This window comes from Pseudomonas synxantha BG33R (assembly GCF_000263715.2).
In the GTDB taxonomy this organism is placed as follows: domain Bacteria; phylum Pseudomonadota; class Gammaproteobacteria; order Pseudomonadales; family Pseudomonadaceae; genus Aquipseudomonas; species Aquipseudomonas synxantha_A.
In genome coordinates, this window is sequence record NZ_CM001514.1 from 2,643,234 (window position 1) to 2,665,094 (window position 21,861).

The window sequence follows — 21,861 nt, forward strand, 5'->3', positions numbered from 1 at the left end:
GAAGAGACCACTATGAGCGATGTTCAACTGATCACCAGCGTATCCATTCAAAGCCTCACCGAGCTGTTGCAGGAAGCCGGGTATCGGGTCAACCAGTCTGAGCAGAACGGCGTTGTGCAATTGCTCAGCGCCAGTCAGGGCATCGGTTTTGCCGTGCGCTTTGGCAACCCGGCGGCCGAGCAGGGCAGTTATGTGGACTTTACCTACAGCTGCGCCCTGCGGGTGCAGGGTGAATTGCCCGAGGGGCTGGCTCAGGTGTGGAATGCCTCGCGGCGCTTTGCGCGGTTGTCGGTGCAGGGGGAGTTTCTGTTGATGGAGATGGACGTGGTGGTTGCCGGTGTCGGCGCTTCGCATCTGCGTAGCCAGTTGGAACTGTGGGACCGCCTGTTGCAGGAATTTATCGTCTACCTGCGCGAATACAGCCAGCAAGCCGCGCAGTTGCAGGCCCAGGCCGTAGCCGCGCCGCTCAGTGAAAGTGCATCCGCCTGATTAAATGTGGGGGGGCAAGCCCCTCCCACAGGTACATCCTTCACACTGGGGGTGCAGTAACATACCGAAAACAGAGTGAAGTGCGATGCTCGCCACCCGTTTGACCCTGATCTGCCACGCCATCACCCCCCTGCAAAAACATGGGCGTTTTCCCGACGATGAGTCCGTCTCGATGGACTGGCAAAGTGCTGCTTGCTCCCTGGCCGGACGCTACAAAAAACAGCCACGCCTGCTCTGCGGCCCCGAAGCCAGGGCCCGCCAGACAGCCGGCTTGTTCGGCGCCCACGCCGAGGTGGAAATGGCGTTGCGCGATGTTGATCTCGGTTCATGGAAAGGCCAGGACATCAGCCAACTCGATAGCCAGGAATTAAAGGCCTGGAGCGCCGACAGCACCCGCGCACCCCATGGCGGCGAGTCGGTGGATCAGCTCTGTGCGCGTGTGGGCCAATGGCTCGAATCTCTCGAAACCCACCCTGGCCATACAGTCGCCGTGACCCACCCGTTCGTGATTCGCGCCGCGATGCTCTCCGTCATGCAGTTCCCGGTCTCGATGTTCTATCGGATCGACGTCGAGCCCCTGTCGGCCACTGAGTTGCGCTTCAATGGTGTGTGGCGCCTGCGCCTGGAAACTCACGCCTGACGTGCAGATCATGGCAAAATCAACGCCCCGCACTGAGAGCACCCCATGAAACGCATCCTGATCATCGGCATTGGCGCCGGCAACCCTGACTACATCACGATGCAGGCCGTGAAGGCGCTGAACCGTACCGACGTGTTCTTCCTGATGGACAAGGGCCAGAGCAAGGACAAGCTGATCGACCTGCGCCGTGAGATCTGCCAGACCTACATCACCGAGCCCGGCTACCGTTTTGTCGAGGCCGATTGCCCTGAGCGCGTACGCGGTGACATCGACTACACCACCGCCGTGCAAGACCTTAACCGCGATAAGCAGCACACCTTCGAGCGCATGATCAACGAAGAAATGGCCGACGGTGAAGTGGGGGCGTTCCTGGCCTGGGGGGATCCTGCGCTGTACGACAGCACCATTCGTATCTTGCAGGCGATCCTGGCCAGTGGCCGGTGCGTGTTCGAGTTCGAGGTGATCCCCGGCATCACCAGCGTGCAGGCGCTGGCGGCCCAGCATAAGGTGCCGTTGAACCGTATTGGCAAGTCCGTCGAAATCACCACGGGACGTCGCCTGGCGGCGGGGCAGGCCAGTGATGCCGATACCCTGGTAGTAATGCTCGACGCCGAAGACTCCTACCGCAGCGTGGCGGATCAGGACCTGGATATTTACTGGGGCGCCTACCTGGGCACGCCTGACGAAATCCTGATCAGCGGTAAAGTGGCGCACGTGGCGCAAGAGATTGAACGGGTACGCAAGGCGGCGCGCCTGGAAAACGGCTGGATCATGGACACCTATTTGTTGCGCAAACCCTGAGGTAAATCCGATGCTCAAACAGCTTGCCCTCGCATTGGCCCTGGTGGCCGGCGCCGTTCATGCCGATACCGGCTTGCACACCGACTTGCCGTTGTCCTACCTGGAACAAACCCAGAGCGATGCGCGCAACCAGCCGCTGGTGATCTTCCTGCATGGTTTTGGCAGCAACGAGGACGACCTGTTTGGTATCAAGGACGCGTTGCCATCCACCTGGACCTACCTGTCGGTGCGTGCGCCGCTGCCGGTGGAACCGCACGGTTATCGTTGGTTTACCAAGACTGATGAGCCTGAGTACAACGGCGAGACCGATGAACTGTTCAGCAGCGCCCGACTGATCAAGGACTTTGTGGTCAAGGCCACGGCCAAGTACCACACCCAAAGCGATCGGGTATTCCTGGTGGGGTTCAGCCAGGGCGCGATCATGTCTTACGAGGTGGCCTTGCGTGAACCCGAGTTGGTACGCGGTATCGCCGCGCTCAGTGGCAGCGTGCTACCGGTACTCAGGTCTGCGCTGAAACCTGATGCGTCCATGGGCAAACTGGCGATTTTTATCGGTCATGGCACTCTGGACCAGGCGCTGCCCTTCAGCTCGGCCACGCAGGCAGATAAGGTGCTGGTGGGGTTGGGGCTCAAGCCGGAGTTTCATGAATACCCGGGGATGAATCACACGATCAGCGAAGCGGAAGTGCAGGACTTGAAAGCCTGGCTAGAGAAAAGCCTGAAGTGAAATGCAGTAAAAAATGTGGGAGGGGCGGTTACTTGCCGCCCGTAATCTGCTTCACCAATGCCGCATGCCCCTTCACATCATCGGCCCGAGAAATCGCCTGGATCACCAGCAGATGGTTGCCGGAACCGCCCAGGAACGTGGAGTTCAAGGTCTTGCCGCCGCCCTGGGTGGCGCTGCTGTCAACCTGGCGCAGGCCGAGACCCTTGTAAGTGAGTTTCTTCTCGCCCAGCTTCTTGAAATCGGGCAGGGCGGCGCTCTGGTCCTTGACGAAATCGGCCACGGCACCATCGAGGAACTGCGGGTCGTTATCCTTGATGGTTGCCCCATCGTTGCGCACGGTTTCGGCGACGATCACTACACTTTTCGTTGTCGAGTTGGCATACAGCGTGCCCTGGGTATCGGCGGTGCCGTCCTCAGCCTTGCCGGAGGGCAGGGTGTCAGCGCTGTAAGCCTTGGGCAGGTTGAAGGTGAACTTGCCACCCAAGGTGGAGATTTTTTGCGTGGTTGGCTTGGCGGCAGCGAACACGCTGCCGGCGATAAGCGCGAGGGCCAGCAGCACTGCGGTCTTGGTGAACGTGGCCATGTAGCGCTCCAGGGATGAACGAAATTGCGGCGTATTCTGTCAGAAAATTCGCAATTTCGTTCATTCTCCATGTCACACCTTGTCGGACTCTTCCTCAAGCCTGTCCATTTCAAACAAGCGCGCCAGTTCCGTACGGGCTTCCTGAGCGGTTTGCATGACTTTGGCTGCATCGTCGTACACTGCGTGTTGCGCGGCGAGCACTTGCTGGTCGTGGGTCTTGAAGCGGTTGATGCGCGCGTCGGCCTGAGCCTGGCTCAAACCAAGGCCGACCAGGGTGCGGCGGCTCATTTCCAGGCTGGAGTAGAAGGTTTCGCGCACCGGTGAAGCGTCCAGGTCCACCAAGCGGTGTACGTGCTGGCGGTTACGGGCACGGGCGATGATCTTCATGTGCGGGTAGAGGCTGCGCACCAGAGCGGCGGTCTTGATGTTGATCTCCGGATCGTCCATGGCAATGACGAAGAACTCCGCCTGATCGACCTTGGCCGCGTGGAGAATTTCCGGGCGCTGGGGGTCACCGTAGAACACCGGCATACCGCCAAAACTGCGGGTCAGCTCGATGGTTTCCACCGAGGTGTCGAGGGCGATAAACGAAATGTTCTGCGCCCGCAGGATCCGCGCCACAATCTGACCCATCCGCCCCATGCCGGCAATGACCACGCGGGGCGCGTCGCTTTCGATGGCGCGGTATTCCTCCGGCACTTCCACCGGCTTGACCTTGGGTTTGAACAGCTTCGGACACACCAGCAGCAACAGCGGGGTCAACGCCATGGACAGGGTGATGGTCAGCACCAGCACATCGTAAAGGTGTGGTTCGAACAGGCCTTGGTCGCGGCCGATCTTGAACACCACGAAGGCGAATTCACCCCCGGCTGCCAGCACCACGCCGAGGCGCAAGGCGCTTTCGCGATTGAGATCGCCGACCATGCGGCCAACGGCGTATAGCAGGGGCAGTTTCAACCCGATCAACAGCAGGGTCAGGCCGATCACCACCAGCGGCGTACTGAGCAGCAGGCTGAGGTTGGCGCCCATGCCCACGCTGATAAAGAACAGCCCCAGCAACAGGCCCTTGAAGGGTTCGATCTGGGATTCCAGTTCGTGGCGGTATTCCGAATCTGCCAGCAGCAGGCCGGCGAGGAACGCCCCCAGGGCCATGGACACGCCCACCAGCTCCATCAGCCAGGCGGTGCCGATCACCACCAGCAGCGCGGTGGCGGTGGACACTTCGCGCAGACCGGTCTTGGCGACGATGCGAAACACCGGACGCAACAGGTAGCGCCCGCCGATGATCACCACGGCGATGCTGCCCAGTACCTGTAAGCCATGGCGCAGGCCCTCGGCTTCGGTGGTTGGGTGGCTGCCGCCGGCCAGCAAGGGGACGAGGGCGATCAGCGGGATGGCTGCGATGTCCTGAAACAGCAGGATGGCGAAAGCCAGACGCCCGTGGGGCTGGTTGAGCTCCTTGCGCTCGGCCAGGCTTTGCAGGCCAAACGCGGTGGAGGACAGCGCCAGGCCCAGGCCTAGCACGATGGCACTGTTCCATGGCTGGCCAAACAGCCACAGCGCCACCGCGCCCATGACCAACCCGGTGAGCAGCACCTGTGCCAGGCCGACCCCGAACACGGCCTTGCGCATCACCCACAGGCGTTTGGGCGACAGCTCCAGGCCGATGATGAACAACAGCAGCACCACACCCAATTCAGAGAACTGCGCCACGCTTTGCGGGTTGCCGATCAGGCCGAGTACCGACGGGCCGATGATCACACCGGCAAACAGATAGCCCAGCACCGCGCCCAATTGCAGGCGCTTGGCCAGGGGCACGGTGAGCACGGCAGCGAGCAGGAACACTACGGCCGCTTGTAACAGGTTGCCTTCATGGGGCATTGCGAACTCCATTGTTTACTTGGATCAACGGCTAACCATTGCTGTGGCGAGGGAAATAGGGCGCTATTAGAACGCTTTTTCACATTTTGAAACTTGTATTTTTGTCGCGACAGTCAATCGATGTTGGTTGTTACCCCATTCGATCACGGGTTTTACGAAAGTATTAATACCATTTAATTCAATGACTTTTCCGTGGCTCTACTAACGTTTCGACAAACTGGATTGTTAGTCAACACGGTCAGGTATTTCGAATTCGATGCGTGTGGAAGGTTAAACCCGGGCTTTTTACGCATTCATGGACGAAACGCTTGCACCACAAGGAGTAGAACGTGGATAGAAGACTTGCGACTGCCGCTGTACCTCGTATTTCTGCGCTTTCTCTTGCTATCCGCCTGGGCGTGGCCGGTTTGGTCATGGGCCTGGCAAGCCCGGATGTGTTCGCCGCCTGTACCCCGGCAAGTCCTGCAGCCGGCGCGACGGTGACCTGTACGGGCGTGCCGTCATTGCCATTGTTCCTCAACACCTTCAGCAGCGCGGTCAACGACCTGACGGTCAACGTCAGCCCCGGAGCGCAACTCAATGCGACGCTGGGCGGCAAAGCGTTGACCCTGACGGGTAACAACGCGACGTTGAATAACTCCGGCACCATTGACCCGGCACTCCTGGGATTGGTTTCAGTGCTGAGCGGTGGCGTAGTGATCGGCAACACGGCAGCCAGCGCCTTGAACATCACCAACACCGCCAGCGGCATCATGCGCGGTACCGGTGCGCTGCTCGGGCTCAACCTGGCCTCGCTCGATGGCATGGCCCTGAACGCCACCAACGGTGCAGGCGGCATCACCACCATCGTCAACAACGGCACCATCGGCTCTTCGTCCTTGCTCGGCTTGTCACTGTTCACATCCGACACCCCAGTGGTGGCGGTGCAAGGCGGCGGGCAAGTCAACATGACCAACAACGGCACCCTGACCGGGCGCGTGGCGTTCGAAAGCTCTGCCACCGGTAACACCTTTCTCAACACCGGGACCATCTCCGGCGGTGTGTCGATGGGGGCCGGCAGCACCAACACCTTCACCGCTGTCTCCGGTTCGAGCGTAACGAACGGCGGCGGCATCGGCGCGAGCCTGGGCGGACTGCTCGGTGTGAACCTGACATTCGCGCCCACCGGCCAAGTGGACGGTGGCGCGCTGGGCAGCAACACCTTGATCCTGCAGAACACCACGGGTGTCGGCGGCGGTATCACGGGGACTGGCACAGCGTCGAGCGCCAACTATGTCAACTTCAACAACCTGACCATCAACAGCGGCACCTGGACCCTGCAAGGGCCTTTGGTCAGCGGCAGCACGACCCTCAATGGCGGCATTTCGCAGTTCAATAACAACACCACCTTCGGCACCGGTGTGTTGACCGCCAACGGCGGGACCATTGAGGCCACCGGCAATGGCTTGACCCTGTCCAATTTGCTGACCCTGGGCACTGGCGGTTTGACGGTGCAGGGTGCCTCGACCGGGCTGACCCTCAGCGGTGTGCTCTCGGGCGCGGGCGGCTTGACCAAGGCCGGTACCGGGCAACTGATCCTCAGCGGAGCCAATACTTACACCGGTGCGACGAACCTGGCCGGCGGTTCGGTGCAACTGGGCAATAACCTGGCCTTGAGCAGCAGCGCAGTGACGGTCAGTGCAGCCACCACCTTGCAGGCCCCCGGTACTGTGAGCCTGGGTAATGCGCTGACCCTGAACGGCAACCTGACCACCGACGTCGCCGGCGCGCTGACCTTGGGCGGTGCGATTTCCGGCACCAGTGGGATCACCCACAGCGGTGCGGGCAGCTTGACCCTCAATGGCGTCAACAGTGGCTACAGCGGCACCACCAGCCTGGGCGCCGGCACACTGGTGCTGGGCAATAACACCGCATTAGGCAGCGGTGGCTTGAGTGTGACGGGTGCTGCGAACCTTGATGCTGGCGGTGCGTCGTTACTCACCAACAACGTGGCGCTGGGCGCCAACCTGACGCTGACCGGCACCAACCCGCTGACGCTGGGCGGGGTGATGTCCGGCGCCGGCAGCTTGATCAAAACCGGTGCGGGCCTGTTGACCTTGACCGGCAACAACACCCGCACCGGGATTACTGCGCTGAATGCCGGTGGGCTGGTGGTAGGTTCCGCTACCGCGTTGGGCTCCGGAGCATTAAATGCGGCGGCGGGCACGACCCTGGACGCCAGCACGGCCGTCACCTTGACCAACGCGGTCAACCTGGCGGGCAACCTGGGCATCGGCGGCACCGCCGATCTGACCCTGAGCGGTGGCATCAATGGTGCCGGTAGCCTGACCAAAACCGGCGCGGCCAACCTGATTCTCAGTGGCGCCAATGGCTTCCTGGGTGGCACCACCTTGAATGCGGGCACACTGACCGTCGGCAGCAACTCGGCGCTAGGCCTTGGCGACCTGACTGTCGGCGGCGCGGCGACTCTGGACAGCAGCGCCCCGGTTGCGCTGAGCAATGGCATTGTCCTCAATGCCGGGCTGACCGTTGGCGGCACCAATGCGCTGACCCTGGGCAATACAATCAGCGGCGCGGGCCCGCTGATCAAGGACGGCCTGGCCAATCTGACCCTCAACGGCACCAACACCTTCAGCGGCGGCGCCACCCTCAATGCCGGTACCTTGACCCTGGGCACAGCGGGCGCGCTGGGCAGTGGCGCCTTGACGGTCGGCGGCGCAGCCACCCTGGATAACAGCGCGGCCTTCGGGATCGGCAACAACATTGCACTGAATGCCGACTTGAGCCTCGCGGGCAATAACGACCTGGCCCTGAACGGCGTGATCAGCGGCGCGGGTGCGCTGATCAAAAATGGCCTGGCCGATCTGGCCCTGTCGGGCAGCAACACCTTCACTGGCGCCGTGGATATCCTGTCTGGCAGCGTCACGCTGTTGAGCGCCGATGCCCTGGCGGGCAGTTCCGGCGCCAACGTGGCAGCCGGTGCGGCGCTGAACCTGAATGTCGATTCCAGCCTGGCCGGCCTCAGCGGCACGGGCGACGTGGCGGTGGGCGGTGGTTTCAATCTCACCGTAGGCGGCCTGAGCACCAGCAGTACCTTTGACGGTAGCCTCAGTGGCGCGGGTGGCTTGATCAAGGTCGGCACCGGCACGCTGGACCTCACCGGGATCAACGGCATCAGTGGTAACACGGCGATCAACGCAGGCACCTTGAACCTCACCGGTTCCCTGGGCAGTGCGGTGGTTGACGTGAATAGCGGCGGCACGCTGACCGGCAGCGGTTCGCTGTTGGGTGCGGTGAATATCAACAACGGCGGGCACTTGGCCCTGGGTAGCGGGGCGACCTTATCCGCCGGCAGCTTGAACATGAGCGCCGGCGGCAATCTGGATGTGGCCCTCGGTGCACCTTCGCTGACTTCGTTGCTGAATGTCGGTGGCAATGTGAACCTGGCCGGTAACCTGAACGTCAGCGATGCCGGTGGTTTCGGTGCCGGTGTGTATCGGTTGATCAACTATACCGGCAGCCTGGCCGGCGCATTGAACGTCAACAGCGTGCCGTTGGGCTATGGCCTGGGTGACCTGTTGGTACAAACCTCGGTGGGCAGCCAGGTCAATCTGGTGGTGTCGGCACCGAACATCCGTTTCTGGGACGGCAGCAACACCGTGCCCAACGGCAGTGTTGACGGTGGCAGCGGCACCTGGACGGCGGGCGGCACCAACTGGACCTCGGCCGACGGCATTCTCAACCAGACCTGGGGCGGCGGTTTTGCGGTGTTCCAGGGCGCGGCGGGTACCGTCAGCGTGGAAGGTGCGCAGACCCTTACTGGCATGCAATTCGTCACCGATGGCTACAATCTGGTCAATGGCACCGGGGGGCAATTGAGCACCGGCAGTGGCAACTTCGCGGTGCGTGTCGACCCGCTGGCAACCGCGACCATTGGCGTCGATATCACCGGGGCAGGTGCCCTGAATAAACTCGATACCGGCACACTGGTACTCGGTGGCGCCAACAGCTACACCGGTGGCACCTTGCTCGATGGCGGTACGTTGGTGGTCGGCAGCAACACCGCGCTGGGCACTGGCGCCCTGACCGCTGCGGCGGGCACCACGCTGGACAGCAATACCGCGGCAGCGCTTGGCAATGACGTCACCCTCAACGGCGACCTGAACCTGGCGGGCAGCAACGCGTTGGCGCTCAACGGCGTGATTGGCGGCACGGGCGGCTTGATCAAAAATGGCGCGGCCACTGTGACCCTGGGTGGCAGCAATATCTTCCTTGGCCCGGTGGCCTTGAATGCGGGTGGTCTGGTGCTGGCGGCCAATAGCGCGTTGGGCGTTGGCGTGCTCAATGCGGCAGGCGGTACAACCCTGGATGCAAGCACTGCGCTGAGCGTCAACAATGCAATCAACCTGGCGGGCAATCTAGGCATCGGCGGCACCGCCGACCTGGCCCTGACGGGGGCGATCAATGGCGCCGGCAGCCTGACTAAAGACGGCGCTGCCAACCTCACCCTGACAGGTGCCAATGCCTTTCTCGGTGGCACCACACTGAACGCTGGTACGCTGACCCTGGGTAATGCGGCGGCGCTGGGGTTGGGCAATCTCACCGTCGGTGGCGCCGCAACCCTGGATAACAATGCAGCCTTGACCATCGGTAACAATGCCGTCTTGAACGCGGCGCTGACCGTGGCCGGCAGCAATGACTTGACCCTGGGTGGCCTGCTCAGTGGCACTGGCGAGCTGGTCAAGAACGGCGCCGCCGACCTGACGCTCAATGGCGTCAATACCTATCAAGGCGGTACCACCCTCAATGCGGGCACCTTGACCCTCGGTACGGCAGCGGCGCTGGGTACCGGCGCTTTGACGGTCGGCGGTGCGGCCACCTTGGCCAACAGCACACCGCTGGTGCTGGCCAACGCGGTCAACCTCAATGCAGGCCTGACAGTGGGTGGTCTCAATAACAACCTGACCCTCGCGGGTGTGCTGGCAGGCAGTGGTGACCTGATCAAAACCGGCACGGCTGATTTGAGCCTGACCGGCAACAACACCTTCAACGGCTTGTTCGATGTGCAATCGGGCAGCCTTACCACAGTGGGCAATGGGGCATTGGGTGTCGGTGCCGGCGTCAATCTGGCGGTCGGTACCTCCTTGAACCTGGGCGGTACCGCCAGCCTGGGCGCGCTCACCGGCACAGGGCTGGCGACAGTCGGGGCGGGCAGCACGTTGAGCGTTGGCGGTAATAACCTCGACAGCACGTTCGACGGCGTATTGGCCGGGCTCGGCAACTTTGCCAAGGACGGCACGGGCGCCCTGACCCTCGGTGGCCTCAGCGCGCTGACCGGCGATACGCTGGTCAATGGCGGCAGCCTACTCGTCAACGGCTCATTGGCCAGCGCCAATGTGAGCGTGGGCAGCGGCGCAACCCTGGGCGGTGTCGGTACCTTGCTGGGCAATGTGGTCATCGCCGATGGCGGCCACCTGGCGGTCAACTCGGGCGCTACCCTGACCACCGGCTCGTTGTTGCTCAATGCCAACTCCAACCTGGATGCCGGCCTTGGCGCGCCATCCACCGGCGGTACGGCGCTGGTACAGGTCAACGGCAACCTGACCCTGGACGGTACGCTCAACGTGAGTGATATCGGCGGCTTCGGCACCGGTATCTATCGCCTGATCGACTACACCGGCGGCCTGACCAACAACGGCCTGCAACTGGGCAGCCTGCCGGTGAATATCCCGGCCGCTGACCTGGACCTGCAAACAGCCATCGGCAACCAGGTCAACCTGCTGGTCAACGGCAGTACCAACGTGCAGTTCTGGGACGGCAGTCAAGTCACCGGCAACGGTGCCATCGAAGGCGGCAGCGGTACCTGGAGCGCTGGCACCGGCAACTGGACCGGCGTCAACGGTGCATTCAATACAACCTGGGCGCCGAACAGCTTTGCGGTATTCCAGGGCACAGCGGGCACCGTCACCGTTGACGGCGCGCAAGCTATCACAGGGTTGCAGTTCGTCACCGATGGCTACAACCTGGCGGGTGGCACGGCGGGGGCCTTGACCCTGTTCAATGGCACCGGCGGCAACACCGCCGTGCGGGTCGACCCTGGCGTCACCGCGACCCTGGGCGTCACGCTCAATGGCGGCGGTACCCTGGCCAAGCTGGACACCGGCACCCTGGTACTCAACGGGGCCAACAGCTACACCGGTGGCACCGCGCTCAATGGCGGCACGCTGGTGGTCGGCAATGACAGTGCCCTGGGCAGTGGCGGGTTGACCACCGCCAATGGCACCACTTTGGACAGCAACGCTGCGGTCAACCTGGCCAACAATGTGAACGTCAACGGTACGTTGACTGTTGGCGGCAGCAACGCCTTGACCCTGGCCGGCACCGTGGCAGGCACCGGCAGCCTGATCAAAAATGGCATCGCCAACCTGACCCTCAGTGGTAACAACACTTACGCCGGGCCAACCGCACTCAACGCCGGCGCCTTGATCCTGGGCTCCAATAGCGCACTGGGCAGTGGCGCGTTGAACGCGGCAGCCGGTACCAGCCTCGACAGCAGCACCGCGGTGGCTTTGGCCAATACCCTGAACCTGGCCGGTAATCTGGACATTCTGGGGACTGCGGACCTGAGCTTGAACGGTGTGGTCAGTGGTGCCGGCGGCCTGACCAAAACCGGTGCGGGCAACCTGACCCTTAATGGCGCCAATGCCTACCTCGGTGGCACCCAACTGAACGCGGGGTCGTTGACCCTGGGCAACGCATCGGCCCTGGGGAGCGGTGCTCTGGCAGTCAATGGCGTCGCGACTCTGGATACCAGCGCTGCACTGGCCCTGGCCAATAACACCAGCCTGAATGCTGCGCTGACAGTCGGCGGCAGCAATGATCTGAGCCTTGATGGCGTAGTCGATGGCAGCGGTTCCCTGACCAAGGCCGGCGGCGCCAACCTGACGCTCAACGGCGCCAACACCTACAGCGGTGGCACAACCCTCAATGCCGGTACGTTGACCTTGGGCAACGCCACAGCTCTGGGGTCGGGCGCCTTGACCGTCGGCGGTGCGGTGACCCTGGCCAACAGCACGCCGCTGGTGCTGGCCAACGCGGTCAATCTGAATGGCGACCTGACCGTCGCAGGCAGCAATAACCTGACCCTGGCCGGGGTACTGGCCGGCAATGCGGCGCTGATCAAAAATGGCGCGGCGGACCTGTTGCTCACTGGCAATAACAGTTTCAGCGGCCCGCTGACTGTGGCCGGCGGCAGCTTGACTACGTTGGGTAACGGCGCACTGGGCAGCACTTCCGGCGTTACTGTCGGCAGCGGCGCCAGCCTCAACCTGGGCGGCAATGCCAGCCTCAACACGCTGGCCGGCAACGGCGCGGTGCAGGTGGCGGGCGGTAGCACGCTGGCGGTGGGCGGCAGCAACCTGGACAACACCTTTGGCGGTTCGCTGGGCGGTACCGGCGGCCTGGATAAAAACGGCAGCGGTGTGCTCAACCTGAGCGGCACCAATGGCCTCAGCGGCGCAGCCAACGTCAATGGCGGCACCTTGAATGTCACAGGCTCGCTGGCCAGTGCCACGGTGACGGTCAACAACGGCGCGACCCTGACCGGCAGCGGTGCTCTTGGTGGTGCCGTGACTGTCGCCGACGGCGGCCATATCGGCCTGAACACCGGCAGCACGCTGTCGGTGGGCTCGCTGGTGCTGGGCGGCAACTCCAATCTGGATGTCGGTCTAGGCACCCCAGTTGTGGGCGGCGGCACCGGGCTGCTGAATGTCGGCGGCGACCTGACCCTGGACGGCAACCTCAACGTCACCGATATCGGCGGCTTTGGCAGCGGCGTCTATAACCTCATCAACTACGGCGGGGCGCTTACCGACAACGGGTTGACCCTCGGCATACTGCCGGGCAGCGTGGTGCCGGGCGATCTGCAAGTGCAGACCGCCATCAGCAACAAGGTCAACCTGCTGGTGACTGCACCTAACACTACTGTGCAGTTCTGGGATGGCAATAACCTGATCGGCAACGCTGCCATCGACGGTGGTAACGGTACCTGGAGCGCCGGTAATACCAACTGGACCAATGTCGACGGCACGCTCAATCAAGGCTGGACCAATAGTTTCGCAGTGTTCCAGGGTGCAGCCGGCAATGTGACGGTGGACGGCACGCAAAACATCACCGGCATGCAGTTTGTCACCGATGGCTACAACCTGGCCTCCGGCACGGCGGGTGTGCTTAACCTGGTCAATGGCGGCACCGGCAACACCGCGGTGCGCGTCGATCCGAACGTGACCGCCACCCTGGGCGTCACGCTCAATGGTGCCGGTACCCTGGCCAAGCTCGACAGCGGCACCCTGGTGCTCAACGGCGCCAATGGCTACACCGGCGGCACTGCGCTCAATGGCGGCACTCTGGTGGTCGGCAACAACAGTGCCCTGGGCACCGGCGTACTGACTGCCGCGGCGGGCACCACCCTGGACAGCAACGCGGCAGTGAGCCTGACCAATGCAGCGGTACTCAACGGCGCCCTGGCGATTGGCGGCAGCAACGCGCTGACCCTCAATGGTGACATCAGCGGCAGCGGCAGTCTGGTGAAAAACGGCGCTGCAACCTTGACCCTCAACGGCACCAACAGCTACAGCGGCGGCACCGGCCTCAACGCCGGTCAACTGGTGCTGGGCAACAACGCCGCCCTGGGCAGCGGTGCCCTGACTGTCGGCGGCGCTGCGCAACTGGATGGTGGTACTGACCTGCAACTGGCCAATGCCGTCAATCTGGGCGGCCCGCTGACCCTGGCCGGCAGCCATGACCTGGCCCTCAACGGCGTCGTCAGCGGCACCGGCAGCCTGGTGAAAAACGGCAGCGGCGCCTTGCTGCTGGCGGGTGCCAACACCTACGGCGGCGGCACCACGCTCAACGGTGGCACCACCACCGGCAACACCAACAGCCTGCAAGGCGCCATCGCCAACAATGCGGCACTGACCTTTGAGCAGGCCACCGACGGCACCTACACCGGCAACCTCACCGGCACCGGCGTACTGAACAAAACCGGCACCGGCGCGTTGCTGCTGACCGGTAACAACAGCTTTACCGGCACTACCAACGTCAACACCGGCAGCCTGTTGGTCAACGGCACCTTGAACAGCGCTGCGGTGCAAGTTGCCGGCGGCGCGACCCTGGGTGGCAGCGGCACCCTGGGCGGCGCGGTGAGCATGGCGGACGGTTCGGTGCTCAAAGCGGGCTCGGCGACCCCTCTGTCGGTGGGCTCGCTGGCCTTGTCGTCGGGTACCACGCTGGACTTTGCCCTCGGCGCACCGGGTGCTTCGAGCACTGCGGTGAATGTCGCTGGCAACCTGACCCTGGACGGTACGCTCAACGTCAGCGATGCGGGCGGCTTCGGTCTGGGCGTGTATCAACTGTTCCGCTATGGCGGCAGCTTGGTCGATAACGGCCTTACCTTTGGCACCTTGCCCGTCGCCTTGGGCAACGTGAGCCTGCAAACCGCGCTGGCCAACCAGCTCAACCTGGTGGTGCAAAACGCGCCAGGGCAGATCCAGTTCTGGAACGGCGGCACCACCAACCCCGACGGCACCATCACCGGTGGCAGTGGCACCTGGGGCCCGGGCACCAACTGGACCGACCCTACCGGTACCCAAGGGCAGGCGTCCACCAACCAGTTCGCGGTATTTGGCGGGCAGGGCGGCACCGTGACGGTTGTCGGTAACCAAGGCTTTACCGGCCTGCAATTCCTTGACGCCGGTTACACCCTGACGGCCGGCGCTGGGGGCAGCTTGAGCCCGACCAATGCGGCGGATGGCAGCCTGGCTGCGGTACGGGTCAACTCCGGCGTGACTGCCCAGATCGATGCACCGCTGGTGGGAACCGGTGGGATCAACAAGTTGGATTCCGGCACGTTGCTGCTGACCGGCGCCAATACCTACACCGGCGGCACTACGGTCAGTGGCGGTACGCTGGTGGGCAATACCACCAGCCTGCAAGGCAGCATCCTCGACAACGCCAGTCTGGTATTTGCCCAAAGCAGTAATGGCCAATTCAACGGCACCTTGAGCGGCACCGGTGCGGTGGTCAAGCAAGGCACCGGTGCGCTGTTGCTGACCGGCAACCAGCCGTTCAGCGGGACCGTAGCGGTGCAAGAGGGCGTGCTGCAGGTGGGTAATGCGGCCAACCCAGGCGCGGTGCTCGGTGGCCAGGTCACCGTGGCCAACGGTGCGGGCCTGACCGGCAACGGCAGTGTCGGTTCGCTGGTCAACAACGGCTCAGTGACGCCTGACGGCGGCAAGTTGACCGTGGCCGGCAACTTCACCAACGCCAGCACGGGCGCGCTGAATCTGGTGATTACCCCATCCACCACCGGCTCCCTGGCCGTGGGCGGCACTGCCAACCTGGGCGGCACCTTGAATGTGATCAACCTGGCACCGTATGCCGGCGCGACCACCTACACCCTGCTGACCGCGGGCGCGGTCAACGGCACCTTTGCCACCACCAACCTGGAGAACCTGGCGTTCCTGACTACTGCGTTGAACTACAGCCCAACCCAGGTGGCACTGGCGGTCAGCCGCAACAACGTCAGCTATGCCAGTGTGGCGGCTACCGCTAACCAGCGCGGCGTGGCGGCGGCCCTGGGCAGCGGCGCAGCCGTCGGTGGCGTGGCGGTACAGAACGCGTTGCTCAACGCTGATGTGGCCGGGGCGCGTGCAGCCTTCGACAGCTTGTCTGGCGAGATTCATGCCAGCACCGCCAGCGCGATGCTCGAAGATTCCCGTTACGTACGTGACGCGGTCAACGAGCGTATGCGCCAACCTGGTTGCTACCGCGAGGACGACCCACGCAATGCCCTGGCGCCGAGCGAAAACCACCTGAGCAGCGCCGGTTGCCACGGCGAGATGGTCGGTTGGATGCGCGTACTCGGCACCTGGGGCCATATGGGCGGTGACAGCAACACCGCCAAGCTGGATCGCAATCTCAGCGGCTTCCTGCTCGGCACCGACAAGCAAGTGGACGACGCCTGGCGCGTCGGTGTGGCCGCCGGCTACACCCGCAGTGATCTGGATGCCAAGCGCCGTAATTCCAGTGCCGATGTGGACAGCTACCACTTGATGGCTTACACCGCCTACCAGCAGGAAGCCTTCGCCGCACGCATGGGCGTGGCGTACAGCTGGCATGACATCGAAAGCAAACGCAACGTGGCGGTCGGCGGTGAGGGCCAACGCCTGAAAGCCGACTACAAGGCACGCAGTGCCCAGGTGTTCGGTGAGGTCGGCTACACCATCCAAACCGCCAGCGTTGCCCTGGAACCGTTCGCTGGCCTGGCCTACGTCAACTACGACAGCGATACGATCAAGGAGAAAGGCGGTTCGGCAGCCCTGCGTGGCGATGCCGACCAGAATATTACCTACTCGACCTTGGGCGTACGCATCGGCCAGACCTTTACCTTGGGCAACGGCTCGAAAATCACCCCACGGGGCAGCATCGGCTGGCGCCATGCCTTCGGCGATACCAAGCCTGACGCCGACCTGAGCTTCATCAATGGCGGTGGCTCGTTCAGCACCCAGGGCGTGCCGATTGCCAAGGACAGCGCGGTGGTGGAAGCGGGCCTGGACTACCAGATCAGCCAGAACGGCAAGCTGGGCCTGGGTTACTCGGGTCAACTCTCGCGCAACGACAAGGACCATGCAGTGACGGTGAGTTTCTCCCTCGGTTTTTGATCAAGGCCGAGTTTTTTCAACCGCCCGAAAGGGCGGTTTTTTTTTGAAGTAATACTGGTTCCTGAATGCACAGAGTTTATTGCTCACCCGCCAGACTGAAGAATGTACACACAATTTCTTCCGGAGCGCGGCTGGCTGGCTAACCAACGTCGACCTAAAGTTATGCCCTTGAGTTTATATTCCTTGGGTGGCATATTTGCATGGTCTGGGACATTGAATACACGGATGAATTCGGAGACTGGTGGGGTGGTTTGGATGCAAAGGAGCAGTCTTCGGTAGCTGCCAGTGTTGATTTGCTGGAGCTGTTCGGGCCGGGGCTGCGCTTTCCTCATAGCAGCGATATCAAGGGCGCTCGACACGGCAACCTGCGAGAGCTGCGGGTACAGCATGCAGGACGACCTTATAGAGTGTTGTATGCCTTCGATTTTCGGCGCAGTGCAGTGTTGCTGATAGGTGGCGATAAAACCGCACAGCACCGTTGGTACCACGAGTACGTACCCTTGGCTGAAAAGCTGTACGACGTACATTTAGACATATTGCGTAAAGAGGGCCGTGACCATGGCTAAGAAATTCGCGGAACTGAAAGCTCGCATGACGCCCGAGTCGCGCGCCGATGCCGAACGGATATTCGAGCAACATTTGAAAGAAATGCCACTGCATGAGCTGCGCAAGGCTCAGCAGTTGAGTCAGGCAAGCCTGGCGAAGGCATTGAATATCAACCAGGCAGCGGTTTCGAAGATGGAGCGTCGAACTGATATGTACATCAGTACGTTGCGTGACTACATACGTGCGATGGGGGGCGAGTTGGAAATCATCGCAACCTTTCCGGATGGCCAGGTCAAGATTGACAACTTTGCCTGTTGAAGCCGCTGTGTTCTTCGCCAGAGTGGAACTGCTGCGGGAGCAAGCTCCCTCGCCACACAGGTGAAGTGTTGGCTCTGGCTGAACCGTGGTGTGCTCGACTCGGGCTATTCCCGTTGTTCCGAACGTGGCTAACGCCCGTCAGGATTCACCTTCCTTGCGGGCACTGTTTGTTACTATCGCCATCCCTTGCCACCAGGAGTCACCGGCCCATGCAACACCAGTGGGATGAAATGCACCGCACCCGCAAGCCCACATTCGTTCTATGTGGCGAGCCCCAGGGGGATGTGCTCAATCTCTATGTTCACGGTTACTCGGCCTTCTTCAACCGCCAGCAACTGGGCAATTTCAAGGCACAACTGGCGGGTATCGAAGGCTCAACCAACCTGATGCTGTTCTGGCCGGCGGGGCACTTTCTGGAAAACCTGTTTGCGCCGTTCAAGGATGTGATCGCTTCGATGCTCGGCGGTGGTGGCCTGGGCGCAGCGACGGTGGGCGTCGGTAGGGCGATTGCCTATTTTCTTGACCATTACAAAAGTGTCGAGGTGCGGGTCGATGAAGTGGCCAGGACCTTGTTGCCTGAACTGGCCGGCTACCTGCACGACGAGTCGCTGCCGGTGCGGCGCATCAACCTGATCGGTCATTCCCTGGGCGCACGTATTCTGGTCAAGAGTCTGTTGGCCAGCCCCGATATCGCCCGCGAGCTGCCGTTGAATAACCTGTTGCTGATGGGCGGGGCGATCTGTACGTCAAGCCCCTGGGATGACGTGTCGGCGCCGCTCAAGGGGCGGCTGATCAACTGCCATTCCAGCAAGGACTGGGCGCTGGCCTTGAAACCGGATAGCGAGCGCTGCATCGGCCGTTATGCGATTGACGTCACGCCTGCACTCAAGACCAAGGTCACCAATGTGCATCTGGCCAGCTTCGATCATGCCGCTTATTGGCCGCAATTGAAGACGGTGGTGCAGTACACCGACTTGCTGCAGGAGCGCCGTGGCCTGATCCGCGCGGACCTGCGCAGCAGCGAAGTGCGCTTTGCCGAAGAAGATGCCGAACTGTTCCCGGTGCTGGTGCAGGCGCGGCCCGAAGAGCTGAAGTTTTTAGCCGAGCTGATGGCGCAAAAGCGCAGTGCCTCGATCGACGCCAGTGTGCGTGAACCGCTGAAACTGGCCATCGAGTTGCAGCGCATGGGCGGTGATAGCTTCATGAACCTGGCCCGTGGTCACGGGGTGAGCTATCGCCAGATTGCCGAGGAGGTGGCGCAACGCCTGGGCATCAAGTTCGACGAGCCGCTTGAAAGCGTGGCGCTGGCGGATATCGAAGCGCAGGCCGCTGAAAAACTGATCGAGCAGTACAAGGACAAACTCAGCCGCGCCGACCGTCAGGCGTTCGACGCCGAACTCAAGGCCGCCGCGCAAAAAGAGCAGGGGGTGTTCACCCGCTTCGACGTGGGCCGTTCAGCCGCCACGGCCTTGAGCGGTACCGCGCTGGCCGGGCTGACCGGGTTTATCCTGCGTCGGGGTGCGGCCACGGCGATTCCGGTGGTGGGCCAGGCGCTGGCTGCGGCGATGTTGCTGGTCAGCGGCGTGCGAGCGTTTTCCGGCCCGGCGTATTCGATCACCACCTTGGCGGTATTGGTGGTTGGTGTGATTCGTCAGCGCATGGAGCGCGAGGCGCTGAACCAGGAGCTGGACCTGGTGGTGCAAGTGGTAGAGGCCTTTGATTTGCCGCGAGATACGGTGATGCGCACAGTCGCGTCCGACTGATAAGCTGCTGCCCAAGCCTAGTGTATTGTCTGGAATTGCGCGTGAAATTCAACCTGCCGAAAATCGCTACCGCCCCCTTCTGCCCGCCGGAAGTGGCCGGCTCTGTTGCCGTTGACCCCAAGGCGTCGTTTTTCAAGCGCATGTTGATGTTCGCCGGCCCCGGCTTGTTGATCTCCATTGGCTACATGGACCCGGGCAATTGGGCGACCGCCATTGAAGCCGGTTCACGCTACGGCTACAGCCTGCTATTTGTGGTGCTGCTGGCCAGCCTTGCGGGGATGGCGGTGCAGTGCCTGTGCTCACGGCTGGGCATCGCCACTGGCAAGGACCTGGCGCAGCTGTGCCGCGAGCGTTACAGCAAGCGCTCCTCACGTACCCAGTGGCTGTTGGCGGAAATCTCCATCATCGCCACCGATCTTGCCGAAGTGCTCGGTTGCGCCCTGGCGTTTCACCTGCTGCTTGGCGTGTCGCTGACCACCGGCATTGTCATCACCGCCTTCGACACGCTGTTGATCCTGGCCCTGCAAAACCGCGGCTTCCGCCGCCTTGAAGCGATCATGCTGGCGCTGGTGGCGACCATCGGCGTGTGCTTCTTTATCGAACTGGTGCTGATCAAACCCTACTGGCCCGACGTGCTCAGCGGTTTCACGCCTTCACTGTCGGCGATCAGCGACGCGGCGCCGTTGTACCTGGCAATCGGCATCCTTGGCGCCACGGTCATGCCCCATAACCTCTACCTGCACACCTCCATCGTGCAGACGCGCCTGATCGGCAAGGACCTGGCGAGCAAGCAGGACGCGGTCAAGCTGGCGCGTATCGACACCATCGGTTCCCTGGCCCTGGCCCTGTTGGTCAACGCAGCGATCCTGGTGCTGGCCGCTGCGGCGTTCTACAAGACGGGCCATACCGATGTGGTGGAAATCCAGGACGCCTATCACCTGCTCGACCCACTGGTAGGTGGCGCCTTCGCCAGCATCCTGTTCGGTATCGCGTTGCTGGCATCGGGGCAGAGTTCGACCTTTACCGGCACCATTGCCGGGCAAGTGATCATGGAGGGCTACCTGAACCTGCGCATACCCTGCTGGCAACGCCGCCTGATCACTCGCGGACTGGCGTTGATCCCGGCGTTCCTTGGGGTATGGCTGATGGGCGACGATGCCATTGGCAAGCTGCTGATTCTCAGCCAGGTGGTACTCAGCCTGCAGTTGCCGTTCGCGCTGTATCCACTGATTCGCATGACCGGTGACAAGCAGTTGATGGGGCCTTTCGTCAATCGACTGCCCACGCGGCTGTTGGCGTGGTTCCTGTTCGCGGTGATCAGTGGGGCGAATGCGTGGTTGATTGGGCAGTGGTTGTTTTGATCTGCCGATCCCAATACGGCACCGTCCCAAAACACTCCACGAAATAGTCGATCACCGTACGCACTTTCAACGACAATCTCCGGCTGCCCGGCCACAGTGCGGCTATCTGCTGGGGCTCCAGGGTGGTCGCCACTTCATATTCAGTCAGCACGGCCTGCAAACTGCCGGCGCGCAGGCTTTCGCCAATCAGCCAGGACGGAAACACCACCAGGCCCAGGCCCTGTTCGGCGGCGTGGGTCAGGGTGTCGGCGTGGTTGCCGGTGATCGGGCCCTTGACGCTGTAGGAGGTCCAGTCACTTTGGCCGCGCCGGAAGAACCAGCGTTGCTGGCCCGTGATGCCTTTGTAGGCCAGGCAGTGGTGGTCGACCAGTTCGTCGGGGTGGCGCGGCGTGCCGTGTTGCGCCAGGTAGGCGGGGCTTGCGGCGATGCGAAAGCGCTGGGGCGCGAAGATGCGTGCCTGCATACCCGAATCATTGAGCACGCCAATGCGAAACAGCAGGTCGGTGCCGTCTTGCAGTGGGTCGACGAAGGTGTCGGTTTGCTGGATATCCAGTTGCAGCTTCGGGTAGCGCCGGCACAGTTGCCCCAACCACGGTGAAAGGTGGCGCTGGCCGAATACCATCGGCGCGTTGATACGCACCAGCCCGCTGGGCTCACTGTCTTGTTCCTGCAGGGCTTGGTTCGCCGTTTCCAACTGCTCCAGTACCAGCCGCGCGTGACGCCCCAGCAGGCGCCCGGCTTCGGTGGGGCTTACGGCGCGGGTGTGGCGGTACAGCAATTGCTGGCCGAGGGCCTGTTCCATCAGTTGAATTTGCCGCGAAATGGAGGAGGGCGCCAGGCTTTCTCGGCGGGCCACTTCGGAAAAACTGCCATGGTCCAGCACGGCGACGAACAGGCGCAGCGCCTTGAAACTCAGCTCATTCAAACTCTGCATCATCTCTCCTGGCTGTGCGTATTGCGCAAAGGTGTTGTTTGTATGCTCCCATTTATCGCACAGTACGGCCACCGGATAATGCGCGCCATGTTTTCTTT

Annotated in this window: 12 protein-coding genes; 9 read left to right on the top strand and 3 right to left on the bottom strand. The window is 62.4% G+C overall.

Annotated features, from left to right (window positions below; all coding sequences use genetic code 11):
• Window positions 1-12 precede the first annotated feature (12 nt).
• The 4 genes from PSEBG33_RS15420 (at window position 13) to PSEBG33_RS15405 (ending at window position 2,657) form a co-directional block, all read left to right on the top strand.
• On the top strand, window positions 13-489 hold the full coding sequence (locus PSEBG33_RS15420) for a YbjN domain-containing protein (protein ID WP_005787567.1): 477 nt from the start codon (window positions 13-15) through the stop codon (window positions 487-489).
• Between the two features lie 85 nt (window positions 490-574).
• Window positions 575-1,129 (top strand): histidine phosphatase family protein, encoded by a 555-nt coding sequence (locus tag PSEBG33_RS15415; protein ID WP_005787569.1) that lies wholly within the window; start codon window positions 575-577, stop codon window positions 1,127-1,129.
• Between the two features lie 45 nt (window positions 1,130-1,174).
• On the top strand, window positions 1,175-1,930 hold the full coding sequence (cobF, locus tag PSEBG33_RS15410) for a precorrin-6A synthase (deacetylating) (RefSeq protein WP_005787570.1): 756 nt from the start codon (window positions 1,175-1,177) through the stop codon (window positions 1,928-1,930).
• Window positions 1,931-1,940: 10 nt separating this feature from the next.
• Window positions 1,941-2,657 carry an alpha/beta hydrolase gene (locus tag PSEBG33_RS15405; protein WP_005787572.1) on the top strand — a complete coding sequence of 239 codons (717 nt, stop codon included), beginning with the start codon at window positions 1,941-1,943 and terminating at the stop codon, window positions 2,655-2,657.
• A gap of 28 nt (window positions 2,658-2,685) precedes the next feature.
• Here PSEBG33_RS15405 and PSEBG33_RS15400 read toward each other — a convergent pair whose 3' ends face one another.
• Together PSEBG33_RS15400 and PSEBG33_RS15395 are read right to left on the bottom strand one after the other, a co-directional pair.
• A complete protein-coding gene (locus tag PSEBG33_RS15400) occupies window positions 2,686-3,240 on the bottom strand; it encodes a hypothetical protein (RefSeq protein WP_005787575.1) in 555 nt (184 codons plus the stop codon).
• Between the two features lie 72 nt (window positions 3,241-3,312).
• Window positions 3,313-5,121 (bottom strand): monovalent cation:proton antiporter-2 (CPA2) family protein, encoded by a 1,809-nt coding sequence (locus PSEBG33_RS15395; RefSeq protein ID WP_005787577.1) that lies wholly within the window; start codon window positions 5,119-5,121, stop codon window positions 3,313-3,315.
• Between the two features lie 329 nt (window positions 5,122-5,450).
• On the opposite strand from PSEBG33_RS15395, the gene PSEBG33_RS15390 reads away from it, so the two are divergent.
• The 5 genes from PSEBG33_RS15390 to PSEBG33_RS15370 all read left to right on the top strand — a co-directional run bounded on the left by PSEBG33_RS15390 (window position 5,451) and on the right by PSEBG33_RS15370 (window position 20,829).
• Complete coding sequence (locus PSEBG33_RS15390) at window positions 5,451-16,841, top strand: autotransporter-associated beta strand repeat-containing protein (RefSeq protein WP_005787579.1); 11,391 nt, start codon at window positions 5,451-5,453, stop codon at window positions 16,839-16,841.
• Window positions 16,842-17,041: 200 nt separating this feature from the next.
• Window positions 17,042-17,407: a type II toxin-antitoxin system RelE/ParE family toxin gene (locus tag PSEBG33_RS15385; RefSeq protein WP_005787581.1), complete on the top strand. Its 366-nt coding sequence runs from the start codon at window positions 17,042-17,044 to the stop codon at window positions 17,405-17,407.
• Window positions 17,400-17,705: an XRE family transcriptional regulator gene (locus tag PSEBG33_RS15380; RefSeq protein WP_005787584.1), complete on the top strand. Its 306-nt coding sequence runs from the start codon at window positions 17,400-17,402 to the stop codon at window positions 17,703-17,705. Before PSEBG33_RS15385 ends, PSEBG33_RS15380 begins: the two co-directional genes overlap by 8 nt.
• A gap of 209 nt (window positions 17,706-17,914) precedes the next feature.
• The gene (locus tag PSEBG33_RS15375; RefSeq protein ID WP_005787586.1) at window positions 17,915-19,468 is read left to right on the top strand and encodes a DUF726 domain-containing protein; all 1,554 of its coding nucleotides are present in this window, start codon (window positions 17,915-17,917) and stop codon (window positions 19,466-19,468) included.
• A gap of 41 nt (window positions 19,469-19,509) precedes the next feature.
• Window positions 19,510-20,829, top strand: coding sequence for an Nramp family divalent metal transporter (locus tag PSEBG33_RS15370; RefSeq protein WP_005787588.1), 1,320 nt, complete (start codon window positions 19,510-19,512; stop codon window positions 20,827-20,829).
• Here the strand turns inward: PSEBG33_RS15370 and PSEBG33_RS15365 are convergent.
• Window positions 20,786-21,763 carry a LysR family transcriptional regulator gene (locus PSEBG33_RS15365; protein WP_005787591.1) on the bottom strand — a complete coding sequence of 326 codons (978 nt, stop codon included), beginning with the start codon at window positions 21,761-21,763 and terminating at the stop codon, window positions 20,786-20,788. The two genes, PSEBG33_RS15370 and PSEBG33_RS15365, sit on opposite strands and share 44 nt — an antisense overlap.
• Between the last annotated feature and the right edge of the window lie 98 nt (window positions 21,764-21,861).

Excerpts from the sequence above, each read along its gene's own strand:
- PSEBG33_RS15420 (WP_005787567.1), top strand. The coding sequence starts at position 13 with ATGAGCGATGTTCAACTGATCACCAGCGTATCCATTCAAAGCCTCACC.
- PSEBG33_RS15400 (WP_005787575.1), bottom strand. The coding sequence starts at position 3,240 with ATGGCCACGTTCACCAAGACCGCAGTGCTGCTGGCCCTCGCGCTTATC.
- PSEBG33_RS15385 (WP_005787581.1), top strand. The coding sequence starts at position 17,042 with ATGGTCTGGGACATTGAATACACGGATGAATTCGGAGACTGGTGGGGT.
- PSEBG33_RS15375 (WP_005787586.1), top strand. The coding sequence starts at position 17,915 with ATGCAACACCAGTGGGATGAAATGCACCGCACCCGCAAGCCCACATTC.
- PSEBG33_RS15415 (WP_005787569.1), top strand. The coding sequence starts at position 575 with ATGCTCGCCACCCGTTTGACCCTGATCTGCCACGCCATCACCCCCCTG.
- PSEBG33_RS15395 (WP_005787577.1), bottom strand. The coding sequence starts at position 5,121 with ATGCCCCATGAAGGCAACCTGTTACAAGCGGCCGTAGTGTTCCTGCTC.
- cobF (WP_005787570.1), top strand. The coding sequence starts at position 1,175 with ATGAAACGCATCCTGATCATCGGCATTGGCGCCGGCAACCCTGACTAC.
- PSEBG33_RS15380 (WP_005787584.1), top strand. The coding sequence starts at position 17,400 with ATGGCTAAGAAATTCGCGGAACTGAAAGCTCGCATGACGCCCGAGTCG.
- PSEBG33_RS15405 (WP_005787572.1), top strand. The coding sequence starts at position 1,941 with ATGCTCAAACAGCTTGCCCTCGCATTGGCCCTGGTGGCCGGCGCCGTT.
- PSEBG33_RS15365 (WP_005787591.1), bottom strand. The coding sequence starts at position 21,763 with ATGCAGAGTTTGAATGAGCTGAGTTTCAAGGCGCTGCGCCTGTTCGTC.